Raw genomic sequence first — 23,848 nt, 5'->3', positions numbered from 1 at the left:
TAGCCGCTTTTTTTATATTTATTGCTGTAATTTTTGAGATATTTTTTTCATAATGTGAAAGTATTGATCTCTTTCTTCTTCTGATAAGTGTGAAAGTAAATCTGACCAAAAATCGACACGAGTAGCTTGCAATATTTCGACAACTTTTTCGCCTTTTTCCGTCAACTCTACCCACACGCTTCGGCGGTTTTGCTTTTTATATATACGATTCACAAGCTCATCATCTTCTAATTGATTTAATACAATGGTGATAGCACCGGGTGAGAGCCCAAGTACTTTTGTGATATCGCTAACAATACAGCTTTTTTTATCGTGAATCGTCTTTAAGATTGCCTCTTTTGTTGAAGTTAAATGGTAGGGAAGCAAATCATATTTCTCACCGATTACGGTGTTTTTATATTTTAAAAGAGCTTCTTTTACATGATCTATACTTTCTAGCTGATGACTAATCTCTTCTTTGCTATAACGTTCAGTCAAGCGTAAATCCTCCTCATAAAACAAATTCCATTTTTACCATTATACCATGTATAATGCCCATAGAAAAATGAACAACACCGCGAAAATTGTCAGAAAAATTTTAAAATAATTACCATAATTCGTTAAAAAATCCTTGTTTTCGTGCTATTATATATAAGAATAGTAATAACAGGAAACGCATACAACATTTGTTTTCTATTGAGTTCATAAGAAAAAATGGGGTCTATGAACATCATTCCGCTTTACCTCATGTGTTGAATAAAGAAAAAAATATAAAAAATGGTGATTATTCACTTTGGCAGATCGTCTTTTATAAGATGTTTGTATAAAATGAATGTATACATATTTTTATAGAAAAAACATATTGAGGTAAAGCCGAGATATGGGGGGATTCAATTACATGAAGAAAGTCTTAGGGGCGCTCTTGCTTGGCGCGACAATTGTTAGTGCGTTTATTGCGTACGGCATGTATACAAATCATTCCGCAAAGCAAACAGCTGCGATCGAACAAAAACAAGCGGCTAAAAAACCAGAAAAAAAGGCTGAGAAAAAGAAAAAGCCAGTCCTTAAAGTCGAAGAACTGACGTATCAGTTAAAAGATTCCCGTACAGGAGAAGTAATGAAAGAATTCAAGCCGGTTCATTACAAGGATAAAGGTGTATATGATCAAGAAATTAAACAGTTAGCGTCTGAGCTGGCAAAAGGGATCGATACACCTATGCAAAACATAAAAATAGATGAAAATGGATCGTTGACTGGCGGATCCAAGCAAATCATCTTAAAAGAAGCAGAACTTGTTAAAAATCTGCAGAACTTAAATACGAAACAATTGGAGGTAAAGGTTCCGATATACGAAACCGCTCCAAATGTCACGGCAGCATCTGCTCAAGGGATCGCTGATGTATCATTAGCTTCGTATTCTACACGTTTTCGTCCAAGTGATACAAGCAGAAATAGAAATGTTCAGCTATCAGCAGAAGCAATTAATAACGTTGTGTTAGGACCAGGAGATTCATTTTCTTATAATCAAACAGTTGGGGAGCGCACAGCAGAAAGAGGCTATCAGCCTGCTCCTGAAATTATCAATAAACAGCTGGTGATGGGAATTGGCGGAGGTATTTGTCAAACATCTTCTACGTTATTTAATGCGATTGACGGCGCTGGTCTTCAAGTGACAGCTAGGTCTCACCATTCAAAACATGTAGGTTATGTACCTGCGGGAAGAGATGCGACCGTATCGTGGGGAGGACCTGATTTTAAGTTCACAAACAACAAAGATTATCCTGTCATCATTAAAGCATATGCAAACGTAAATACAGGTGTTTTAACGGTAGATGTTCGTACTTCACAGCGTGCTATCTAATAAAAAAAGACGTATCCTAACAGATACGTCTTTTTTTCATTTATTATGCTTTTTGTTGCTCGCGTTCACGAAGTTCCACACGTCGAATTTTACCTGAATTAGTTTTTGGTAATTCATCAATAAATTCAATTACGCGAGGATACTTGTAAGGTGCAGTAAGAGTTTTCACGTGATTTTGCAGCTCTTTAATAAACCCTGTATCTGTTGTTTTTACATGATCAACAAGAACAACATACGCTTTTACTACATGGCCGCGATCAGCATCTGGACTAGCTACAACGGCACATTCTTTCACTGCTGGATGCTTAATTAACGCATCTTCAACTTCAAACGGCCCAATTGTATAGCCGGAACTGATAATAATATCATCTCCGCGTCCTTGGAACCAGTAATAGTTCTCTTCATCTTTAGAAGCGCGGTCACCTGTTAAATAGTAGTTTCCTTTATACGTTTTCTTAGTGCGCTCCATGTCTTTATAGTAGTGCTTGAAAAGAGAAGGGAGGTCTCTACGAACGGCAATGTCTCCAACTTCTCCAGGCTCACAAGGCTCGCCGTCTTCATTAATGATTTCTACAAACCCTTCAAGCATTGGTTTACCCATTGAACCAATCTTCGTTTTTACACCTTTTAAGGTACCAATCAAAAGGGTATTTTCCGTTTGGCCGTATCCATCACGTACTTGGATATTAAAATATTTTTTAAACACATTAATTACTTCTTCATTTAGCGGTTCTCCGGCAGATACAGCGCTATGAAGGTGAGACAGGTCAAAACGTTCAAGTTCATCAATTTTAGCCATAAAGCGATACTCTGTTGGCGTGCAGCACAGTACGTTTACTTGTTCATACTGTAAAATCTCTAAAAACTTCTTAGGTTCAAAACGTCCGTTATAGATAATGCCTGTTGCACCTTGTCCAAGTACAGATAAAAACGGAGTCCAAATCCATTTTTGCCAACCAGGACCTGCTGTTGCCCAGACCGTATCGCCTTTTTTAATATCTAACCATTCAGCAGCAGCGATACGAAGGTGAGCATAAGCCCATCCATGAGTATGAACAACGCCTTTTGGCTGTCCTGTTGTACCAGATGTATAAGGAAGGAATGCCGTATCATCCTTAGTTGTTTTAGCTGCTTGGAACTGTTCTGATGCATCCGCTGTAAGTGACTCTAAGCGCGTCCACGACGTAACATCAGCACCAAATGTAATTTTATGTTGTAGAGAAGTAGGGAAGTTTTCAATCTTATCGATCTCATTGCAGAAAGGATGGTAAGAAATAATCGCTTTTGCTTCAGCGTGATGTAAACGATATTGGATATCTTTTGCGCGTAATAGTTCTGAAGAAGGAATTACAATAATACCTGCTTTTAAACATGCTAAGTAAATAGCATACGATTCAATAAGGCGAGGTGCGATAACCAACACGTGATCGCCTTTTGTTAATCCTAGCTCCGTTAGCCCGTTTGCCACCTTATTTGCTTTTGCTAACAGCTGGTTATATGTAATTTCCTCACGTACACCGTCAGCGTCCTGCCACTTTAGCGCAAGCTGATCGGATGCATGTTTTTCAATTTCCTCTGTTAAGTTGTAATGTTCACTTGGAACTAAATCTTTTAGTTGAATCATAAAAACGACTCCTTATATTATAGATATCAATGATTTTTTATCATTACTATTATTATATTACTAACTATTAGTACTTGCTACTAATTTGTTTTGGGTTTTAGTAAAAAAGCAAAAAAAGACCCGCTTGTCTTATTACGACAGCGGGTACAACATATGTTATTTAAATAAGCTCCATTTTGTATGAATAGGTACTAGCTCTTCTTCAGACTCGTCCTCTTCGTATAAACCACGTTCTTTTAAGTATTCCACAAAATATAAGTCTGCTTCCTTACGTTCATCATAAGGCTTAATCGATAAAACAAACCCTACTTTATGCTGATCTTCATTTTCAACGCCTGAGAGATACGCTTTTACATTATGCTGCAAGAATAGCTCTTTAGCGGGAATAATTAAGTCCTTGACGAACTTCGACAGTAATTCTAACTCAAAGTCGAAGGTGAACTTAGCAATTTTTTCTAGATCTGCAAATACCACGCCGATAAAACTCGTATTATGTATTTCGTAGTCTTTCGTTTTTTCATCCCATTCAATATGTCCGATTTCCTTTAAGTAATTAATAAAATACCCAATGCCTTCATCGTGGCCAAAAGGTTGTTTAGAAAGAACCAAACCGATCTTTTTGTACTTAGGTAGATACACGCATGAGATAGCGGCTTCAACTTTATGCTGTTGAAATAAGTGCGTTGCCCCTTGAAGCAAAGCATCTAAGACATGATGGGTAATTTTCATTTGTTTACGAGGAAAGTGATATTCGTTGCGTGCTAATTCATCTGTATCAGCAAACGTTGCTCCAATAAAGCCTGTATTGGATAGGGTAGGAGGGAGCTTCTTTCTTTTTCTTTTTCGTACCGTCATTCAAAAACACTCCTTGTGATCATCAATACGATAAAAAATAAAACGAACATATGTTCTTATCTAATGATACAAAAAATGTGTCGAAAAGTAAAGAGGAGTTAACGGAGAATTTGAAATTTTATAATAAAAGTAGCTAATGATCTTAAAACGTAGCGGTCATTAAAAGATGGAAAAGAAGAGGGGGAGCAAAAAAATAAAAGGCTGCAGATGAAAAGCATCCACAGCCTTTTATATATTCATTAACGAGCTTCTGTTAAAGCTACCATATCTTCATCATCTAAATCGATATCTACGTGACAATCCATTGTATGAATTGTTTTATCTTCATGATTTCCATAATAAATTGTAATGTTCATGAGTATCGCTCCTTTAAAACTGGATAATGACATCCAATTTATACCGTCATCTATTTGTTTAATATTATACCCGATGAAAAAGGAAACTACAACTAAAATCACTAAAAAGCTGATAGGAAAGGGGTTTATAGTGATTTTAACAAGGAATTAGGTGGAATAAAAATACTTATAACTGTATTTTATTACAGAAAATACGAGGTTTTTACTTTTGTTGATGAATAAAAATCCATTTAATGCAAACATATGTACTAAATGAAAAATATACGTTCAGTAGCAAATAAATCCTTAAGATATTAATTACAAACAGATTTCATCGTTTTGCAAAAGGTTCATTGAGAATACGATGAGAAAAAATGAATGAGTGTAAAATTTAATTTATATAAGTCATTCATTTTTCAAACTCTCTAAATATAATCTAAACATCAATTGAACTGATCAATCCTAAAAATAAACTGGTGAAATTCATATGTATTTCTATAAAATCATATCTGCAATTGTTCAATTAGAACAATTCTTGTTGCTAATTAGTTTAGTGAGTTAGATCATATAAATACGAACCCTATCTCATTTTTAAATTCTGTCTCACTATCATAAGTATACTTTTATAATGAGACAGAATTTGTGTTTTATCAATTGGTTCCTAGAATATATATTATGTAAACTAGAAAAAGAAATAAAATCGTTAGGGTCTCCCTTGCTCTTAGATCCTTGGAATACTTTGCTTTTCCTTTAAAGTGTGTAGGTTCCTTTTAAATCAGCTGTTTTTGCTTTCGGGATTTTAATTTTCGGGTTGTAAACAGAACTCTTAAGAATCTACTGAATGACGCGCTTAAGGTCAAATGAATTAAATTATGTACAAGCTATGGATTATATCTTAGAAATGGTTAAAATGGCCGCTCACTTAATCGCAATCGCCTGAATACGCCAGTACGTATCATTTTATATGTAATTAAGTAATGCCTTATGGTTTATCCTAGAACTTTACAATTTCGTGTAATTCGTATAATAAGTTTAAGGTCGTTATGAATCAATGTGATATTAATGAGATTGTAATTAGTTGATTTGATGCAGAATCGAAAAGAAAAAGGAAAAAGAACGAATTCTTCCCCTCCATCCGCTTGACTTTATGGATAGATTTTTAGTTTTTCTTTTCACTCATAGTCCTCCCCCTTATAATTTTCTCCTTCTTTAACTGCTTTATTTACATAGATTTCATCTGCTTTTTCTTCCGTGATGTCAAAGTATATAGCTGCAGCTTTTATTACTTTTGGATCATCTATTTCTGGTATGTAATTTTCACCGTAGTTTGTAATTTCATCAAATTTATCTTCCATGTATTGATAGACAGCATCCTCTAAGGTAAGAACATCTTCATGTTCATTATAATTCGGATCTGGCAATATTCCATCAGGATCTTTGTAATAGGCTAAGTCTTCCCTTTTATATTTTACATCATCACGAACTAAAACTTCATCTCCATCGTAGCTATCAATTTTCATAGAGTAAGTATCTTTTTTAGTTGATGTAGCTGAAACTAATTTTAAGTTGCCAAATTCACAAGCTTTTCTTCCACAATAGTCACTTATATCTTTATCTATATCCTGAACAGTTCTAGAAAGGATATTAAGTATGCCTAGAGGGTTGTTGTCATAAAACTTGTTATCTACCTCTGCTTTGACATTAACTTTATACTTATCGTCTTCTTCCTTATAGGAATATGAAACACTGTTCGTACCATCTGCTAAATAGCCAGCTAACTTAGAATCCTCAATAGATGGATCTGTATCTAATTTAATCGAATTTATCTCTGGTTCAAAAGAACATCCATTAAGAAGTAGAACAAGATATGGAGTAGCTGCATAAGCTAATATTTTTTTCATATGTTTCCCTCATTTACATTTATCATTATTTCTAATTTTACAGTTAATATAAGGAAAATAATACTGCTTTTTTCACATTTCAGTCATAAAAAAAGAGCAACTTAGCGTTACTCTTTCTGTACATAATTATGGTATTGGTATAGCCTTTTAATAACCTCTACAAATGCGTTCCAGTAGTAGCTAGTGTAGTTCCAGCTCCAGATAAAAGTGTTACACTAGTTAATGCATTTGTAGTTCTTCTCATTAATAAAGGTTTTACTTCCTCACCATTCTTCACTTTTTTAGCTTTAACATATAAAATTCCAGATAATAATACTGACTCATTACTTCATATAGTTATTAACTAAAAAATAGCAACGTTCTCTAGTCATTTCAAGTAAGATAAGAGCTTCTTCAGCGTAGTAATAAGTCCCTCCACCAGCCTCATTAAGCTCTTTTGTAGATTGATAATCTCGATCTTTAATCCATTGGCGTTGCTTGATTTTAAGATTGTTCATTTCTGATGCAGACAATTGATTCTTTAATTCGCTATAGATATCGTTAAGAACCTTGTCCCACTTATCATAGTTTCTATATGACTGATTCATTCTTTCGCCATCAACTTGAGAAGTTGCCGGCACTTCTTGAGCTTTTGTCTGCTCTAGTATGCTTAAGTACTTAGCTTTTGTGCTACTATTTGCAGATGAAATACTTGGTGTAGCAGAGTTACTAGTTGATGGACCAGTTTTTGATACAGTAGTAATTGGACCAGTTTTAGCGATATCAGTTAAGTATAATTGACTATTAATAAGTACTGCTGTGTACATCCAATTATATTTATTTGTCTTTTGAGAACCATCTGGTTGTATAACAGATACAGTCTCTACAGTCTGTATTTTATAAAGAGGGCCATTAGAAGAAGTCCCTGCCTGATTAAAATCGACTACAGAATAACTTACCCAGTTTTCTTTAATTCCCTTCTTATATAAGTTTTTAACCAAAGATTGTTGCTCATTATGCAAAGATCCTTTTAAAGTCCCTGAAACATTACTAAAATCACCCGTGTTAATTGCAGTTGTTAGTCCATTTATGTAGTCTGCCATTACAAGCGCTGCTGTATCCTTAGTTACAGGAACATTAGTTGAATCTTCATTTGAACTGCCTGAATTTTGCTGATTACTATTTTTATGAACATCACTCGCATGAGCGCTACCTTCTACATTTGAAGTTTCCACGGTATTGCTATTTGTGTCCTTGCTACTATCTTGGGTAGTCTTAACAGCACTAGTACCTGTATCCACCTGGTTGCTCCCACTTTTTGTTTCGACTGGTTTTGAATCTGCTTTCTCCTCTGATTGGCACCCGCTAACTAAAAACGTAGTTGCAGCTACTAATGAAATAATACCTTTTTTGTACATAGTTGTTCCTCCTCTTAAGTTGTAAGGTGTATCTTATCTATATGTATCCAAATGATAGAACTGTTTATTAGTTTGAAAGTCTTAGTTATTTTAGCACACTCTACATTAAAAAGTAATATTTGCTAATAAAAAAGCCCCGTGTTAGGGACTTTTTTGACTATTGAGCTTTTCTTTAAATTCAATTTTTAAATCTAAAGCTGTTAAACCTGTCGATGCTTTGTTACTATGCTTATTCTATGTGTTAAAGAGGCATCAATATTGTTCTTTTATGTCTTCGAACTGCCTTACAGTACTACTATACACCTGAAGAAATTTTTGTATTGTTAAGAAGCATTTTAAAGCTATTTATCTAAAAAACTATTACAGTATTAGTAACCATCTACCGTAACATCAGTAATGGACCCATCACTAGGACTTACTTGATACCAACCTTGTGTAGCTGTATGTTCCTCTCCTGTATCTTCATTATCCACAACATTTTCATAAACATGGATAATATAGTTTCCTGAGTCGTCAAGGTGATCGTATTCTACAAGAAGAGGTGAATCTTCAGATATGCCTTGTTGGTCACGAACTAGCTGGATAGCTTGCTCTTGGGAAACTGTTTGTTCGGCTGGTTCCTCTTCCTCAAGGGTTTCTGTATCTTCTTCTTGCTCTGCTTCCGATTCTGTTTGCGCCTCATCTTCTAAAGAAGCATCAGCTTCTTCCTCATCCGCTTTTGCCTGAGCTTCCTCTTCCTCCTGCTGTTTCTTCTCTTCTTCTGCTAAACGTTCTTCTTCCGCTTTACGATCAGCTTCTGCCTGAGCTTCAGCTTCTGCATCAGCCTTGGCCTGCGCCTCTTCTTCTTTTTGTCGGTCTTCTTCTAGCTGCGCGTAGTAATCATCTAATTCTTTTTCCATTTGCTGCTGCTCAAGGTCTGATAATTGCTTTTGTTGTTCTTGTATTTGGTTTTGAAGCAAAGCAATTTGTTCTTCTGAAGCATTATCAACAAAATTGATGTTTTCTACATAATCACCACTCGCGTCAAAATTAACTTCCATCATACAAAAAACATTTTGCTCTTGATTAATCCCGTAGTAAATATACTGATTGTCACCTACTTGGATATACTGATAACCATTCATTACGTTTAATAAGTAATCGCGATCAGCTTCTTTAGAATTAACTGCTTTTTTAATGGTTGATGCTTTTGTTTGTAATGTATTCGGAGATGATTCTTTTACAGCCGTTTTGTTGCCGTTTTCTTTCGTATGAACCGCTGTTGATTTCTCTGCAGACTCTTCTTTTTGCGATACCGTTTCACTGGATTCATCACTACAGGCTGCTAGCAATATAGCTAACAATGGAATACCAAAAGCAACTTTCAACATTTTCATAGACTATTATCCCCTTTTTTTTATCTTTTTTTAGGTTTCAAGTAATCCTAAAGAACTATAAAACCTTAGGGGGTTATTATACCAAAAATAAGAAAAAATGATAACATTTTCTTGTTTTTGGTATGAAAAAGAAGCCCTTAGAAAAATCTAAGGACTCCTTTTTACTAATCAACTTGTTTATGTACTATGTAATAGCACAAAGAACCTTACTCCACTGCAATTAACTTAACGCGTGCTTGCGTCTCCATATATTGGCCATCTTGAGCATAAAAGACAAATTCACTTTCTGAATATTTATCATGACCTAAAATTGTATTAACTACCGCTTCTCCAGTTTCTGTATCAAAAACTTGAAAATTACTACCTTCTCCTACCGGAACAGCCTTATAACGTCCCTCGGGAAAATCTTGACCTACAAAATACTGGCCAGCACTAAATTCTTTAGGTGCATCTTCTTTTTCTTGTACCCCCGCTGTTAATTTATCTAATTCGGATTGTTTACTTTTGAGCTCTGAATCTAAATCAGAAGCGGTAGATGTTCTTTCTTGAACTTTAGCTTCTAGCTTATCGATTTTTGCGTTTAATTCATCTTTATGAGCCATAGCATCTTTAATTTCCTTGACTTCTTTTTTCTTCTCGCTAACCTCATCTTCTAAATCTTCTATATCATCGATATATTGATTACGCTTATCATTTATTTTGTTGTATTCATCCACTAATTGGTTATATGTAACTATTTCTTTATCAATGTTTGTACTATATATGTCATCCTGAACAGCCTTTCCTATATAAAAACAAGAAGTTCCTACAACTACAGCACCAATTACAGGTCCTGCAAACAACCACACTTTTTTAGATTTCAATACATTTTTCATAATTAAACTCCCCACACAAAAACGAAGGCACTATTAAGTGCCCTCGTTCATATTTAATTTCTTTATAGACTTTATTAATACACAAAACAGAATGTCTCTACGTATCAACCTAATCTTGATATCATCATTTATTTTCAACTCGATCCTAAATTCCTTAGATAAAGTAAACAAAGGATTTGTAAAAATGACAACATTTTCTATTATAACACGAATTTAAACCCAAAAGATAGAAGTAATTAATACTTAAGGTTTATACTAACCAGTTATAAAATGAAACAATTGTCCCTAATTAATGATGAAATCCATTGTCGTATTTCGTGTCTTTAAGAACAGGTCTATCCAATGAGTTAAGAAATTCAACGGCTTGTTTGAAATTAACCATAAATAAATGAGCAAGGTCTCTTGAAAATCCATTTCTAACAACAATGCGCATGATTGTGATTTCTTCCATGTCTGCTGGGAGTGGATAAGCAGGCACTTGCCATCCATACGTGCGCAATTGTCTAGACAGGTCATAAAGAGTCCAGTTTGGCGTGTATCCTTCTTTTAGTTTCCAAGCAAGAACTGGGATATCTGAACCATCGGCGATAATTTCGAATGCGTCCATTTCTCCAATTTCTTTGCTGAGAAACAGCGCGTTTTCTTGGGAGGTTTTTTGCACGGCATAATAGCCCTCTTTACCTAAACGTAAGAAATTGTAGTACTGTAAAAGGACTTGTGCTCCTGGTCTAGAGAAGTTAAGCGCAAAAGTTGGCATGTTGCCTCCTAAGTAAGAAACGCGGAAAATAAGATCTTCAGGCAAGTCTTCTTTTTCTCTCCAAATCACCCATCCTAAGCCAGGATAGACTAAACCGTACTTGTGTCCCGATACGTTAATGGACTTTACTCGCGGCAAGCGGAAATCCCAGATAAGGTCTGGTTGAAGAAACGGAGCGATAAAACCTCCAGAAGCAGCGTCTACGTGGATAGGAATATCTAACCCTTTTTTCTCCTGTAACTCATCCAATGCTTTTGCGATAGCAGCAATTGGTTCGTAAACTCCTGTATACGTCACTCCAAGAATCGGTACGACACCAATTGTATTTTCGTCAACCGCATTAATGACGCCTTCTGGATCTAAATAAGGATGATCTGCATTAATGTTCACATAACGAGGCTCTACGTCCCAATAGTTTGCGAACTTCTCCCACACCACTTGAACGGATGAACTAAATACAATGTTCGGCCGGTCTGTTGATAGCTCTTTACTTTTACGCAGTTTCTGCCACCGTCTTTTTAACGCCAGTCCACCAAGCATACAAGCTTCAGATGAACCTGTAGTAGAAACACCCATCGTTGTATCAGGATTAGGTGAATTCCACAAATCCGCTAAAATACGTACACATCTCTCTTCAATAGCCGCTGTCTGCGGATACTCGTCTTTATCAATCATATTTTTATCAAAAGACTCTCCATACAAACGCTTTGCATCAGGCTCCATCCACGTAGTAACAAACGTAGCTAAATTTAAGCGGGCATTCCCGTCTAAAGCAATTTCATCATGAATGATTTGATAAGCTGTTTCGGGAAGCATACCTTGATCACCAATACGCAGCCTTGGAATCGTCACTTCTCCTTGTCGAGAAAAAAGCGGATTAACAGGAAATTCATCAGGTAAATTTTTTTGTTCACGATGCGGATGCCATTGAGGCATAAAGTATCATCTCCTTATGTATATCTAACAAATTGCTTTACGTTCCACTTGGTGTTGTAACAAGCAGGTCTCCTTTACACATTATGAGCTTTGAAACCTATTTTCATTCTTTTCATTATTCGCAGCACGTAAGTACGAACTTTATTTAATAATACCCATGAAAATAGTCTTATCAAACTCAAAAGGTGTAAGATATGGTAATATATTCTAAAGGAGGTTTTTAGATGGAGAAACAAGGAATTATTTTGCAAGACAAGTTTTTCGAATTAGGTGAATCTCCTATTTATAATGAATCACAAGACATTGTTGGAAATGTCGCATATAAGTTATCTATTGCTAATAAATTTGAGATTTTGAAAAACGAAGAGATCGTGTTTACAGGTAAATCTAAAATGTTTGCCCTTATGCCAAAGCTGATTATTTCAGATCACCACGGAAATGAAGTTGGAATGATTCAACGGAAATTCACTTTTTTTAAAAAGAAGTATCTTTATATTAGAAACGACGGCGATACATATGAAATTACGGGGAATATAACAGATCGTAAATTTGACGTTTTACGTTCCGGCGTTCCTGTCATTCAAGTCCGCACACTTTCTTCGTTTCTGTCGTTACGTCCGCACACGTTTGCTTTAGAATTTCTTGAACCTGATCTTGATAAGTGGGAAGGAATTGCGGTTGTACAAGGTGTAAGGATGATGGTGAAAGACGAAAACAGCAGTACAGCTACTGCTCCAGCTCAATAGTGGTTATGTGATATCAAAAAACGAACAAACTTTATATTGAAGTTTGTTCGTTTTTTGATTAAGGACCGAATACTAACGTACCGATGACATGGTAGCCAATTGGTACAAGAAACAAGATGATATTTAAAATAATCGCCCATAGACAGAGCTTGTCTTTTTTTATAAAAAAACCAATAATTGCAGGGACAATCATGAGCGGAACTAAAAAGATAGGTGCGATAATAGGAAGACCTTGAAGCTTTTCAGCCTCAACAAGTCCTGTAAAAAAGTTAAGGATCAATAAAGTATTAATGATAACATATAAAAGTGAAATTCCTCCAAGAACCCCACCTATTATCCCGCTTTTAGTTGTTTTAACAGTAGCATCCACGTTTCTATCACCTCATTTTTTAGAAATATAAGTAAACTATACTATAATGTGGTTTTTATTGTAAAGGTAAGGTATGGAGAAAAAACACTGTAGCAATTGCTACAGTGTTTTTTTATAAACAGTGCATTTTTTCTTCTGCTTCTTTCCAAGGAACCGTATATCCCTGTCCTTTGGCGCAAAAGACAGAGGATGAGCTGTATTCCGGATCTGCCTCTTTATTGTAGCGGATTCGTTCAATAACTTCTTCTTCATTATGACAACGTTCATACCCTCCGAATAATAGAGACATCGCTCCTTTTCCGTGCGTAAAAGATGCTAGCGTCGAACCGTAGTTCATAAAAGTAGCAACAGGAACTTTCCCTGTAATAATCGCTTTGTTTTCGGTTGTTACAGGAGAATCAAAGCGGCCGTGTGCGCTTTGAACATCAGCTAATACCCTCCCCATTTGATCAATATCCACTTTAATTTTAAAGTCATAATACGGTTCTAGCACAATACTTTTGGCTTTTTCTAACCCTTGTCGTAATGCTCGGTACGTTGCTTCTCTAAAATCTCCACCGCTTGTATGCTTGTTGTGAGCTCGTCCGGTACACAACGTCACTTTTAAATCAGTAATAGGCGACCCCGTTAGCAAACCGTGATGCGGCTTTTCAAATATATGCTGACGGACTAGATTTTGATACCCAACGGATAAATCATCGGCGTGACAAGCATTTTCAAAGGTAATTCCGCTGTTTTGTTTCGCTGCTTCTATTCTCAAGTGAACTTCTGCATAGTGTTTCAACGGTTCAAAATGCCCGTAGCCCATCACTGTATTTTCAATGGATTCTTTGTACAAAATTTCTGGTTCTTCAAACTGTACGTTTATATTAAAACGTTCTTTTATCAGTTTTTCGAGAACTTCAAGCTGAATGGCTCCCATCACATGAATATGAAGCTCTTGAGTCCTTTCTTCCCACGTCACATGTAAAGAAGGATCTTCGGCATCTAATAGTTGAAAAAGTTTAATTCCTTCTTTTGGATGAACAGAAGGCTCAAAAACAACTTTTGATTTTAACGTAGGCAAAAGTTCGTAGGAGCGGCTTTCTTTTAACGTTCCAAGACCGTCTCCAACGGATGCTGAAGTCAATCCTGTAACTGCAAAAAGTTCACCGGCTGAACCTTCATTTACATTTTTGAATGTGCTTCCGTTATAAGCACGAATTTGAGTGATTTTTTCTTCGTATAGCTCTCCGTTTTTTTCATAAGCCACTTCATCACGAACTTGCAGTGTCCCGCTTAGAGCTTTGATAAACGTGATGCGCATGCCGTTTTCATCGTGCCGAATTTTATATACACGCCCTGAAAATGCTTCTTCCTGCGAGTAGTGAGTTTCTGATAGCAAATCGAGCTTCTCTAAAAAACTTTCAATGCCGATATCTTGTAAAGCTGAGCCACAAGCACACGGGAAAAGCTGATTGGTTTGAATAAGCTTTTGTATAGCTGCTTTCCAATAAGCTTGATCATTCTTGCCTTCCATAAATGCATCTAAAAGCTCTTCATCTTTTTCAGCTGTAAATTCAATAAGTTCCTCACTTAACGAGCCGTCTATAAGCTCTGAAGTTATGTCAAAAACATCAGGGGTTAAGTTATGTTTAATATCATTTATAACACGTTCAGGATCTGCTCCTACACGATCGATTTTATTGATGAAAAAGAATACGGGCACACGATGTTTTTGAAGCAGCTGCCAAACCGTTTCTGTATGCCCTTCGACTCCCTCGACTGCGCTTAAGATAACAATCGCATAGTCCATCACTTGAATAGAACGTTCCATTTCAGGTGAAAAATCGACGTGGCCCGGCGTATCAATTAAATAATAAGTAGAACCGTTATATAAAAAAGTGCCTTGATCGGCAAATACCGTAATTCCTCGTTCTTTTTCAATCGTATGGGTATCAAGAAAGGAATCTTTGTGGTCGACTCTTCCTCGTTGTTTAATACTTTTGGTATGATAAAGAAGCTGTTCGGAAAATGTTGTCTTTCCTGCATCGACATGCGCTGCAATACCGATCGTTTTGTTAGATTGTTTCATTGTTGAATACCACCTTACTGCTGTATGTATAGCTGTTACTTTCTATTTTATAATAATCGTAAGAAAAAGTGGATGACAAAGGCCTAGAGCTGCTTACATCAAAAAAGAATGCGTGATTAAACATCGCATTCCTTTTTTTTACGGTGTTTGATATCTTTTTTGCCTTTTGCTATAAAAATAGCTGCTATAAGGCACCCAATTCCAGATAAATGCATGATGTTATTACCTGTTGCGCCTAGACTGTTACTGGTCAAACCAACTAAAATACTACCAAGTATAATCAATAAAACAGCAAGCATGAACTTCATTTTTTCACTCTCCGTTAGCGTTAGTAAGTTATTAAATATGATTTGCATATGAATCATATAAAACAGTAAGTAGTACTAGATATTCAATTGCGAATGTATTAATCAACATCTAGTTAACCATAATATTATTATGAAAATAATAGTGTGGATTCAAACGCTCATGGTACCATATTCTAATCGATTTATATGTTATCATACATAAATTGTTAAAAGTACATTTTTTCACCTTTCACTATCAAAAAAGCAGCCTCTTTACTAAGAGACTGCTTTTTTAATGACAACTGATAAATCCTGATTAAGAAGCTTTTTTTAATCGTTCTTTTTGTTTCTGTTGATAAGAAGAAAAATAAATAAGGCCTACAAATACAGCTCCACCTATCATATTTCCAATAAAGGTAGGGATAATATTTGTCATAAAATCAATCCATGTAAAATGACCTGCAAAAATAGCAGCGGGAATAATAAACATATTGGCTACAACGTGCTGAAAGCCAATCGCAACAAATGCCATAATCGGAAACCAAATACCAAGAATTTTCCCCGTAACGTCGTCAGCGCCGTATGAAAGCCAAATAGCTAAACATACAAGCCAGTTGCAGCCCACGGCAGAAATAAGCGTTTTAAAAAATGAGTCGTCAATTTTAGCTTGAGCAATTGCTACCGTTTTATCTAAAAAAGGCCCCGTTTCTGTTAACCCGACAATATGTCCAAAGAAATACGCAATAAATACGGCACCTAAAAAGTTAGCAAGCGTAACCCAAAACCAGTTATGAAGCAAGTGACGAAGCGAAATTTTTCTTGCATACAGGGCAATGGAGACAGACATCATATTCCCCGTAATGAGCTCTGCTCCCCCAAGTACTACCAGCATAAGACCTACAGGAAAGACGGCCCCTCCTAAAAGATTTGATAAACTTCCCCATTCAGCTGGTAAATTACCAATGACGCGCACATCTAGTAAAAAACCAAGCGCAATAAATGCGCCTCCTAGAAACCCAAGCATAAGAATAGAAGAAAGGGATAACTTCGTCTTTGAAACCCCCGCTTCTAAAGCGATGTTTAACATTTTATCCGGCTTGTGAAATGCCATAAAACTCCTCCTTAATTAAAAAAGGCAGCACTCAAAAACACCTTTTACACAAGGTTTTTGAATGCTGCCTAATAATCCTGCACTTTCTTTACAGTATATCAGTCATCATTATCTATAATAAAACTAAATAAAAAACAAGCAGATCCTACTTCTCTTTCATTTAATTAAATTATGTATTTTGCGTTGTTCTACTGAATATTAGTTTCAAACACAAACACAGAAACAGCAATATCTTCTTCCACTTTGATATCAGAAAATAAGTACTCCAGCTTAGCTCCTAACAAGTCTTCAAGCCCCTCTGGAGGAGATGAAGCATAAAGGTTTTGAATAAGCTTCGTTCTTGCCATATGTACCGTCTCTTTACCTTCGGTTGTTCTCGCGATAAATTGTTCAGCTGGCGTTAAGTTGCCGTACAAAGTTGAAATAGCCATGTTTTGAACGAATACAGTATGAATTCGTTCTGGACCTTTTCCAAAAAGTTTTTTGCGCAGCTTTCGGATAATATCATTAAAATCATGTATTTTTTTAGACACCGGTGTATGCCTCCGCTTATCTCGAGTATGTCTGTCCTGCTCATTCAAGTTTTCAACTAAGAATAAGTTACATTATACATGACGACGTTTACATTGTATACAATGTATCTGTTTTATTCTTATTAATCCAAACAATTGCAAAACTTTTACGGAATGAAAAAAAATCCTTCACTTATTAAAGTGAAGGATTACCTTTATATCTCTACTTAAAGGTTACAAATGAATTCTCAGTTATCAAAGAAATAACCAAGAACTTTGACAAGATAGCATGTCAAAATAGTCAAGTGGTATGTTTGTACCAGTACTTAATGCTATCACGTTAAAGTCATGGAATCCACTTAGTTTACTTTCATAATACTTTATTTAATTTAAATATTCTTTTTTGATAGGTAGCCCTTAATCTTCATCACGATCTGCTCTAAATTCATCATCAGATAATGAATTTAGTTGATGGCTAAGCTTTTCGTAGTTATCTTGTTTTTGATTTTGTTGTACATCATTAGATATAGGAGTTTTACTAGAAACAGTAGATTTTTTTCTAGTCTCTTCGCTTCCGCTAACTCCAAACCCGACATTGTTATCTGTCATCGGATTCACCTCTTTAACTGTTATTATGGAGAATTGCTCTAAAAAAATAACAGGAAACAAAAGGGACTCCGACTTAGCTAATAGCGGTCCAAGCTTCCTTATTTAACCTAAACCGTATTTAAATAAGAAAATGACCTGCTTTAACTCCATAGACAATACCGATAAAAAAACTTGCTATACCTAGTGTTTGACTTTTACATACATACTTTATAGTTAAGCCTGGAATCAGACCCCATATAATGATGAAAATAGCGAACGATACTATAATAGAAGACCATGCATCTTGCCCTGATATACTTATACCTTGCATAAACGTTTCTCCTTTCAGTACTTATATCGGGAGAACATAAATTTTTTATAGTATCTTACTGTACGAACTAAAAAATTCAGGTGACCTGTCCATATATGCTTTTACAGCGAATGGTGGTGTTCAAGCTCGATTGTTTTTGGTTTTTGCCATATTAATACCCCTGCCGCTACGTACATAAACGAAGTGATGTAAAAAAGGCTTCCGATTGTCAGAAAATCAATGATATACCCTGTTGCAATAACGGCCAAGGCTGCCCATATAGAGGTCCATAAATGATAGTGTCCTACTTGTTTTCCTGTGTGAGCACGATCTGTCTGCCTAGATAACGCTATTTTTTCTGCTGTTTTTTGAAGAGCTCCAAGCAGACCCATTATAATTTGAATGATATACACCTGTGTGATCGTTGTTAAAACAGGAATCACAATCATAACAACGGCCATCCCAAACGTATATAAAAGAAGCAAGCGCTTTTCTCCTACTCTGTCACTCCATGAACCGATCAACGGATGACTCAAAGCTGCGGTTAAAGCAAAAATTCCGTAAGCTAAGCCAAATTGTGAATAGCTATCGCCAAGATTTCGAAGCAGTAAAAGGTAAAAAGGAAACACAATACTGCTTGCGGTAATCATCAGGCTTTGTGAATGTAAGAGTTGTTTGTACGTCATTTTCCATACTCCTTATAAAATAAATTAACGAACGTTTCGTTCCGGTCATATTTTCTTTTCAAATTAAAAAAGGCGGTTGTATGAGGGTAAGCCTCTTCTAACTGCTTCTTGCTTGGGTAGCCGTAGTAAGGCAAGTAATAGCTTCCCTGATGCTGCAGCGTCACATCCACCATTTTTCGGACAACTCTTTGTGTATCAGAGATGCCTTGATTGTCTCTTTTCTGGTTAATAAGTAAAACAAGAGCAAACATATCGTCTTTTGCATAAGACATGACGGCTTTATTATCCTTCTCTACATAGCGAACGGTAATGTTCAATAAATTTAATTCCTCAGTTGATAACACTTGACGTAAATCCTCGATGTAAGAAGCAAATTCATCAACTGGAACAAAGTATTCTTGTAAAATTTCCGTCCGGCTAGCACTTTCGTATTCCATAAAATCACTTTCAGAACGCATAACATTATTTCTTGTTTCAAGCCGTCCATTTTGCTTTAAGAAATAAGCCTTTTGTGTTTCCCACAGCATATCTTTTCCCCAGTCGCTGTATCGAGACAGTCCTAGCATAAATTTAGGAAGAGCCACTATTTTTTCTGTTTTGAGCGGTTCGTTTACAGTAGAAGTATTTTGAGAAGATAAACGGTAGTTTGTGACGTACATATCTGTTAGCAATTGATTAGGAGAAACAGAAATACGCGCCATATGCATACGAACGTCAGGATTATGCTGTACGTAGTTTTTAAAATACGCTGTATACTGCCTATAATCTAAGCGAATAATTTCATCTTCGTACCATTCATCGTCCGTCAAACGAAGCGTCACATCTAAAATGACCCCAAATAACCCGTAGCCTCCGTTTACTAAAGAAAACAGCTGGGGGTGTTTCGTCCGGCTAATTTCGATAATAGATCCGTCCGCCTGCAGGAGACGCATAGATTTGACCGTATCCATTAAAGAACCGTATCGAATATCTCTGCCGTGTACGTTCACGCTAATAGAACCTCCAACGGTAAAAATATTTTGTGATTGCATAACTTTAAGAGCAAGACCGTCTTTATGTATATATTGCTGAATATCATTCCACGTTGTCCCGCTTTGAACCGTAATTTCTTTTTGACGGGGCTTGTAATCTATAATTTTATTGTACTGCTTCATATCAAGTAAAATAGCATTAGGATAGTATGTCTGCCCTCCTTGGCTGTGCTGCATGCCTGAAATCGCTATTTTTTCATGATGCTGTGAAGCGGTTTTCACCCAATTTTTCAGCTGTTTTTCAGTGGTTCCATGCTTTATTTCTTTGACTTTTGTAGGAAGAAGCTGCGCAACATCCTCCGTTACAGGACGGGTTTGCTGCTGTTTATAAATATGATATGAGGTATACGAACCTACTAGATAAAAAGATAAAAAAGATCCTAACAACAGGTTTTTCTTCATCACAAACTGTAAGCTCCTTTCTTTATTTCTGTGAAATTATACCATACAAAAAGTGAAATAACACTAATATAGTGTATTTTTACACTATATTATAACTTATTTTGAGAAAGTATATGAAAAAAAGCTTGTAATTTAATGTATGTTAACCTTATTGAAACAAAAAAAGAAAAGACACTAGGTCTTTTCTTTTTTTGTTTTTTTATTTTTCAGCTTCGTATGCAACTAAAGCTACTCTTTTTCCCAACGTTTGTTGAAACTGCTCTTCTAGTTGTTTAAGCTTCGCATGCATATCATCGTTAATTGAAGCTGGCTCAAAGGTCATTTTTGTTTGCTCCATCGGATACTGTCACCTCTTTCATATGTGTATGTTCTACTTTTTCCAATATAAAAGAGGTCTATGACGATTTGACGAAAGTTTACAAATTAAATTTACTGATGAGTGCTGTCAATTGTTCTGCCATTTGAGACAGAGATTGTGCGGAAACAGCAATTTCCTCCATTGAAGCCAGCTGTTCTTCAGTTGATGCAGCCACTTCTTCAGATGTAGCTGCATTTCCTTTAGCAAGAATCGCCATTTCACCCGCTGTACGAGCCACTTCTTCAACCGCTGCTGAAATTTGCTGAGCAGTCGCAGCCACTTCTTCTACTTGCGGAGTCGTTTCATTCATGCTGCTTAGAATCTGTTCGAACTTTTGAATCGCCGTTTGTGAAATTGTTCGTCCTTCTTCAACTTTGTTTGTAACTTGCTCCATTGTATGTACAGATTCCTGAGTATCTTGTTGAATAGCTTGAATAAGCTCAGAAATTTGAGACGCAGAAACTTGTGATTGTTCTGCCAGCTTTCTTACTTCTGCTGCTACAACGGAAAACCCTTTTCCATGTTCTCCAGCTCGTGCCGCTTCGATTGCAGCATTTAAGGCTAGTAAATTTGTTTGAGCAGCAATGCCGCTGATTACTTCTAAAATGGTTCCAACTTCTTTTGAACGTTGAAACAAAGTACGAATCGTTGTATTAGATAGCTCGACGGACTGAGAAATGGATTCCATTTGTTCGACCGTTTCTCTCACGGCTTTTCCACCTTCTACCGCTTCAGACGTTGTGTGATTTGATAGCTGAGAAACAGTTTCTGTACGCTTGGCAATCGTATAAACTCCTTGTACAATCTCATCTAAAGAAGCTGCATTTTGGTCAATAACAGCCGTTTGTTTTTCTGCACTAGAAGCCACTTCTTGTATCGCAACCGATACTTGTTCAGTCGCAGCGCTCGTTTGCTGTGAACTGGCCGTTAGCTCTTCTGAAGAAGCAGCCACTTGTTCTGCACTCATTTCAACATTTTGAATTAATGTACGAAGGTTGTTTTGCATCTGACTAAAAGCATACCCTAACTCACCGATTTCATCCTTTGAATTGACGGTAATCGCTGTTGTCAAATCTCCTTCACTAACGCTTAGAGCCTGATTCTTAAGCTGTTTGAGCGGTTTAATAATCGATTGTAACACCACAAAAATGGTAAGACTCCCGATTATCAGACAAACTACAATAATAAATAGTGTTTTGTAAAAAATAGGATGTGCTGCTTCACTCACTTCTGATGAATACATAGTGCCTGCAACTTTCCAGTTCGTTGTTTTATTTGTCGTAAAGACCATCTTTTTTTCATCACCGTTAAAGGTATATTCAAAGAATCCGGAGCTCTTTGCATAAAGCTTGTCAAAAAGAGAATCTGTTGCTTTTGTACCTGCTTTTTCCGTAGGGTGAACAATATATTTTCTTTCTCCATCTAAAAGAAATGGATATCCTTTTTCTCCGATTTTCACTTTGCTGACAGCTTTATTGATGCGGCTTATATCTAAATTTAAAGCAATAACCCCTGTGCCATCCGCCGTTGTTTTTGCTACAGTAATAACGGTTTGACCTGTAGAGGCTGAGGGATAAGGTTCAGTGACAACTGTTTTCCCTTTGTTTTGCATGGCTAGCTTGTACCAATCTCGTTTTCTGGGATCATAGCCTGCTTGTGTCACTTTTTTAGGCGCTTGAATAAACTTCCCCTGCTGATTTCCTGTAAAAATGCTGACGGCTTCTGGATGAAGCGAAGCATATAAGTTAAAATCTTTGCGTAAAGTAGCCATATCTTTTTCATTGTAGCGCTCGTTGTTTACCACTGATGCAAAAAACTCTACATCATGAATTTTTGGTCCAATGGTATCGTCAATCACCGAATTAATGGACTGTACATTTTGCTGTGCTGTGTTAATAATTTGGTTTTCAATTTCATGTTTCGCTGTTATGTAAGCTGATACACCTATCGTAACAGATGGCACTAATAAGATCGCTGCAAATGCTAGCACCAGCTTTGTCTTAAAGTTATTAAGGGACCTTTTTTTTCTTACTCTCTCCATGCTATGTAGCCTCTCTCTCTGTAGTTAAAAGTGATCGTGCACTTCCTTTCTATCGGCAAGACTTCATATTCCTTTAGTCATCGAGTGTATACATAATTAACAATGGGAGTGAAAAGATAAGAGTACGATAAAAAAAGTAGGTGATTTTAATGGAAGAAAGTAAAAACAGCAAGTCTTTTTCAATGTTTGAAACAGAAAAGGTTCAGCGCGGAGAAGAAAAAGATATTTTTAATATCTATAAAGAAGGAGTAAAAATTGCGGAAGTAAGAGGAACGGATCCTCAAACTCAGCAGGTTATTCCGATGCATGACTTAAACGACTATGAAGAAAATAAGCTTCACGAATATATCGCTCATTTAGACCACACAACGTAAACGTAAAAGTGCTAAAACAAGAGTCCCCTCTTGTTTTAGTCTTTAGAATCATAAAAAACATGTTCAAAGTGCAGCGTGTCTTTTTGTATGTACAGCAGCCCAAACGAAAATTGCTTTTGACGCCGCTTGTCAGTAGCGGAACCTGGATTAAACAATGTAATATCACCAATTTGTTTATGAACAGGAATATGAGAATGACCAAAAATTACTGCATCGACTTGTTGATGTTCAAATGCCAAAAGTGCACGTTTTTCAGTCGTTTTTCCTTTGCCATGACCGTGGACTACGCCAATCGTAACATCATCAAACGGAAGAAGCAATGAAGTTGGAAGTACTTGCTGAAGCTCTTCACTGTCCACATTTCCAATCACGCCGTGTACAGGAGCAAAAACGCGCAGTTCATTGTAGACATCTATCGTTTGAAAATCTCCGGTATGAATAATCGCATCAGCTGTTTTCAGTTCGGCTAGGAGTCTTTTTGGAAAATGTTTCGCTCTTTTGGGGATATGAGTGTCACCTAAAATAACGATCTTCATTTATGATACGCTCCTTTTTCATTCAATATGGTGTAGTGTAGCGTATTATGTTGTAATGAAGCAACTCTATACGGAGCGTCAGGCAAAAAATTTCTCTTTTTCGTTTAAGTTTGCGAAAATACTTTACATACTAAGTTACAGAATGGAGTTTTCGAAATGGAAGTAAAAATTAATCGAAACGCAGCAAAAGTATTAAAAAATGCCTTGGCTAGCCCAGAAGGTCAAGGAAAAATGATCCGTGTATATGTAACTATCGACCACGGTGATCATGCGCATTATGATTGGAAATTCGATACGCCGACTGAACATGATGAAATCGTAAAAACAGATAAAGATATCGATATCGTTTTAGATAAACGCGAGAAATTTTTAGAAGGCGTATGGATTCAATATTTCCACGTTCCAGAGCCTGAATTTGTGATTAGCAGCCTTCACCACGCGCATCACCATCATTAATACAAAAAACACACCTTGTTTTATAGGTGTGTTTTTTCGTTTGTGCAACAGGCAAAAATTTTATTGATGA

24 protein-coding genes are annotated in these 23,848 nt (G+C 36.3%); 4 read left to right on the top strand and 20 right to left on the bottom strand.

The genetic code is table 11. The features are described 5' to 3' along the window. Positions 1 to 18: 18 nt before the first annotated feature. Positions 19 to 477, bottom strand: coding sequence for a MarR family winged helix-turn-helix transcriptional regulator (locus ACRPLY_RS01420; RefSeq protein ID WP_013057155.1), 459 nt, complete (start codon positions 475 to 477; stop codon positions 19 to 21). Positions 478 to 877: 400 nt separating this feature from the next. On the opposite strand from ACRPLY_RS01420, the gene ACRPLY_RS01415 reads away from it, so the two are divergent. Beyond that, positions 878 to 1,840, top strand: a complete 963-nt coding sequence (locus tag ACRPLY_RS01415; protein WP_033579048.1) for a VanW family protein — start codon at positions 878 to 880, stop codon at positions 1,838 to 1,840. 43 nt (positions 1,841 to 1,883) lie between these two features. Here the strand turns inward: ACRPLY_RS01415 and mbcS are convergent, their stop codons facing one another. From mbcS to ACRPLY_RS01380, 7 genes are all read right to left on the bottom strand, one after another. Beyond that, the gene (gene mbcS, locus ACRPLY_RS01410; RefSeq protein WP_432231478.1) at positions 1,884 to 3,464 is read right to left on the bottom strand and encodes an acyl-CoA synthetase MbcS; all 1,581 of its coding nucleotides are present in this window, start codon (positions 3,462 to 3,464) and stop codon (positions 1,884 to 1,886) included. Between the two features lie 156 nt (positions 3,465 to 3,620). Then, positions 3,621 to 4,319, bottom strand: a complete 699-nt coding sequence (locus ACRPLY_RS01405; protein WP_230932660.1) for a hypothetical protein — start codon at positions 4,317 to 4,319, stop codon at positions 3,621 to 3,623. A gap of 1,507 nt (positions 4,320 to 5,826) precedes the next feature. Then, on the bottom strand, positions 5,827 to 6,555 hold the full coding sequence (locus tag ACRPLY_RS01400) for a hypothetical protein (protein ID WP_432231477.1): 729 nt from the start codon (positions 6,553 to 6,555) through the stop codon (positions 5,827 to 5,829). A gap of 323 nt (positions 6,556 to 6,878) precedes the next feature. Further along, positions 6,879 to 7,952 (bottom strand): lysozyme inhibitor LprI family protein, encoded by a 1,074-nt coding sequence (locus ACRPLY_RS01395; RefSeq protein ID WP_432231476.1) that lies wholly within the window; start codon positions 7,950 to 7,952, stop codon positions 6,879 to 6,881. Positions 7,953 to 8,320: 368 nt separating this feature from the next. Further along, entirely contained in the window at positions 8,321 to 9,328 is a 1,008-nt protein-coding gene (locus ACRPLY_RS01390) for a hypothetical protein (protein ID WP_328170988.1), read from the bottom strand. 206 nt (positions 9,329 to 9,534) lie between these two features. Beyond that, the gene (locus ACRPLY_RS01385; protein WP_432231475.1) at positions 9,535 to 10,203 is read right to left on the bottom strand and encodes a hypothetical protein; all 669 of its coding nucleotides are present in this window, start codon (positions 10,201 to 10,203) and stop codon (positions 9,535 to 9,537) included. Positions 10,204 to 10,492: 289 nt separating this feature from the next. Further along, a complete protein-coding gene (locus ACRPLY_RS01380) occupies positions 10,493 to 11,896 on the bottom strand; it encodes a glutamate decarboxylase (protein ID WP_432231474.1) in 1,404 nt (467 codons plus the stop codon). 224 nt (positions 11,897 to 12,120) lie between these two features. On the opposite strand from ACRPLY_RS01380, the gene ACRPLY_RS01375 reads away from it, so the two are divergent. After that, on the top strand, positions 12,121 to 12,642 hold the full coding sequence (locus ACRPLY_RS01375; protein WP_098999351.1) for a hypothetical protein: 522 nt from the start codon (positions 12,121 to 12,123) through the stop codon (positions 12,640 to 12,642). Positions 12,643 to 12,700: 58 nt separating this feature from the next. Here ACRPLY_RS01375 and ACRPLY_RS01370 read toward each other — a convergent pair whose 3' ends face one another. The 11 genes from ACRPLY_RS01370 to ACRPLY_RS01320 form a co-directional block, all read right to left on the bottom strand. Further along, positions 12,701 to 13,012 (bottom strand): hypothetical protein, encoded by a 312-nt coding sequence (locus ACRPLY_RS01370; protein ID WP_034327748.1) that lies wholly within the window; start codon positions 13,010 to 13,012, stop codon positions 12,701 to 12,703. A 112-nt stretch (positions 13,013 to 13,124) separates the two neighbouring features. Beyond that, complete coding sequence (locus ACRPLY_RS01365; RefSeq protein WP_432231473.1) at positions 13,125 to 15,086, bottom strand: GTP-binding protein; 1,962 nt, start codon at positions 15,084 to 15,086, stop codon at positions 13,125 to 13,127. Positions 15,087 to 15,202: 116 nt separating this feature from the next. Further along, positions 15,203 to 15,394 carry a hypothetical protein gene (locus ACRPLY_RS01360; protein WP_028413266.1) on the bottom strand — a complete coding sequence of 64 codons (192 nt, stop codon included), beginning with the start codon at positions 15,392 to 15,394 and terminating at the stop codon, positions 15,203 to 15,205. 295 nt (positions 15,395 to 15,689) lie between these two features. Continuing rightward, a complete protein-coding gene (locus ACRPLY_RS01355) occupies positions 15,690 to 16,484 on the bottom strand; it encodes a formate/nitrite transporter family protein (RefSeq protein ID WP_048020790.1) in 795 nt (264 codons plus the stop codon). A gap of 188 nt (positions 16,485 to 16,672) precedes the next feature. Beyond that, the gene (locus ACRPLY_RS01350; protein ID WP_013057171.1) at positions 16,673 to 17,017 is read right to left on the bottom strand and encodes a DUF2294 domain-containing protein; all 345 of its coding nucleotides are present in this window, start codon (positions 17,015 to 17,017) and stop codon (positions 16,673 to 16,675) included. 396 nt (positions 17,018 to 17,413) lie between these two features. Next, the gene (locus tag ACRPLY_RS01345; RefSeq protein ID WP_033579060.1) at positions 17,414 to 17,605 is read right to left on the bottom strand and encodes a hypothetical protein; all 192 of its coding nucleotides are present in this window, start codon (positions 17,603 to 17,605) and stop codon (positions 17,414 to 17,416) included. Between the two features lie 118 nt (positions 17,606 to 17,723). Then, positions 17,724 to 17,915, bottom strand: coding sequence for a hypothetical protein (locus tag ACRPLY_RS01340; RefSeq protein ID WP_028413263.1), 192 nt, complete (start codon positions 17,913 to 17,915; stop codon positions 17,724 to 17,726). 101 nt (positions 17,916 to 18,016) lie between these two features. Next, a complete protein-coding gene (locus tag ACRPLY_RS01335) occupies positions 18,017 to 18,580 on the bottom strand; it encodes an MFS transporter (protein WP_028413262.1) in 564 nt (187 codons plus the stop codon). Beyond that, the gene (locus ACRPLY_RS01330; RefSeq protein WP_432231682.1) at positions 18,577 to 20,013 is read right to left on the bottom strand and encodes an FAD-binding oxidoreductase; all 1,437 of its coding nucleotides are present in this window, start codon (positions 20,011 to 20,013) and stop codon (positions 18,577 to 18,579) included. The genes ACRPLY_RS01335 and ACRPLY_RS01330 overlap by 4 nt, the downstream gene beginning before the upstream one ends. 199 nt (positions 20,014 to 20,212) lie before the next feature. Continuing rightward, positions 20,213 to 20,350, bottom strand: coding sequence for a hypothetical protein (locus ACRPLY_RS01325; RefSeq protein WP_014459963.1), 138 nt, complete (start codon positions 20,348 to 20,350; stop codon positions 20,213 to 20,215). A 79-nt stretch (positions 20,351 to 20,429) separates the two neighbouring features. Continuing rightward, the gene (locus ACRPLY_RS01320) at positions 20,430 to 22,412 is read right to left on the bottom strand and encodes a methyl-accepting chemotaxis protein (RefSeq protein WP_430077700.1); all 1,983 of its coding nucleotides are present in this window, start codon (positions 22,410 to 22,412) and stop codon (positions 20,430 to 20,432) included. A gap of 149 nt (positions 22,413 to 22,561) precedes the next feature. On the opposite strand from ACRPLY_RS01320, the gene ACRPLY_RS01315 reads away from it, so the two are divergent. Continuing rightward, positions 22,562 to 22,786 carry a hypothetical protein gene (locus tag ACRPLY_RS01315; RefSeq protein WP_014459961.1) on the top strand — a complete coding sequence of 75 codons (225 nt, stop codon included), beginning with the start codon at positions 22,562 to 22,564 and terminating at the stop codon, positions 22,784 to 22,786. Between the two features lie 35 nt (positions 22,787 to 22,821). Here the strand turns inward: ACRPLY_RS01315 and ACRPLY_RS01310 are convergent, their stop codons facing one another. Next, positions 22,822 to 23,322 (bottom strand): metallophosphoesterase family protein, encoded by a 501-nt coding sequence (locus ACRPLY_RS01310; protein WP_033579065.1) that lies wholly within the window; start codon positions 23,320 to 23,322, stop codon positions 22,822 to 22,824. A 156-nt stretch (positions 23,323 to 23,478) separates the two neighbouring features. Between ACRPLY_RS01310 and ACRPLY_RS01305 the strand changes: the two genes are divergently transcribed. Beyond that, positions 23,479 to 23,778 carry a hypothetical protein gene (locus ACRPLY_RS01305; RefSeq protein WP_013083290.1) on the top strand — a complete coding sequence of 100 codons (300 nt, stop codon included), beginning with the start codon at positions 23,479 to 23,481 and terminating at the stop codon, positions 23,776 to 23,778. Positions 23,779 to 23,848: the final 70 nt, after the last annotated feature.

The organism is Priestia sp. TGN 0903, from assembly GCF_050846855.1.
Classification (GTDB): Bacteria; Bacillota; Bacilli; order Bacillales; family Bacillaceae_H; genus Priestia; species Priestia zanthoxyli.
Note: the sequence above shows the minus strand (reverse complement) of the source record. Positions and strands in the feature narration are given on the sequence as shown.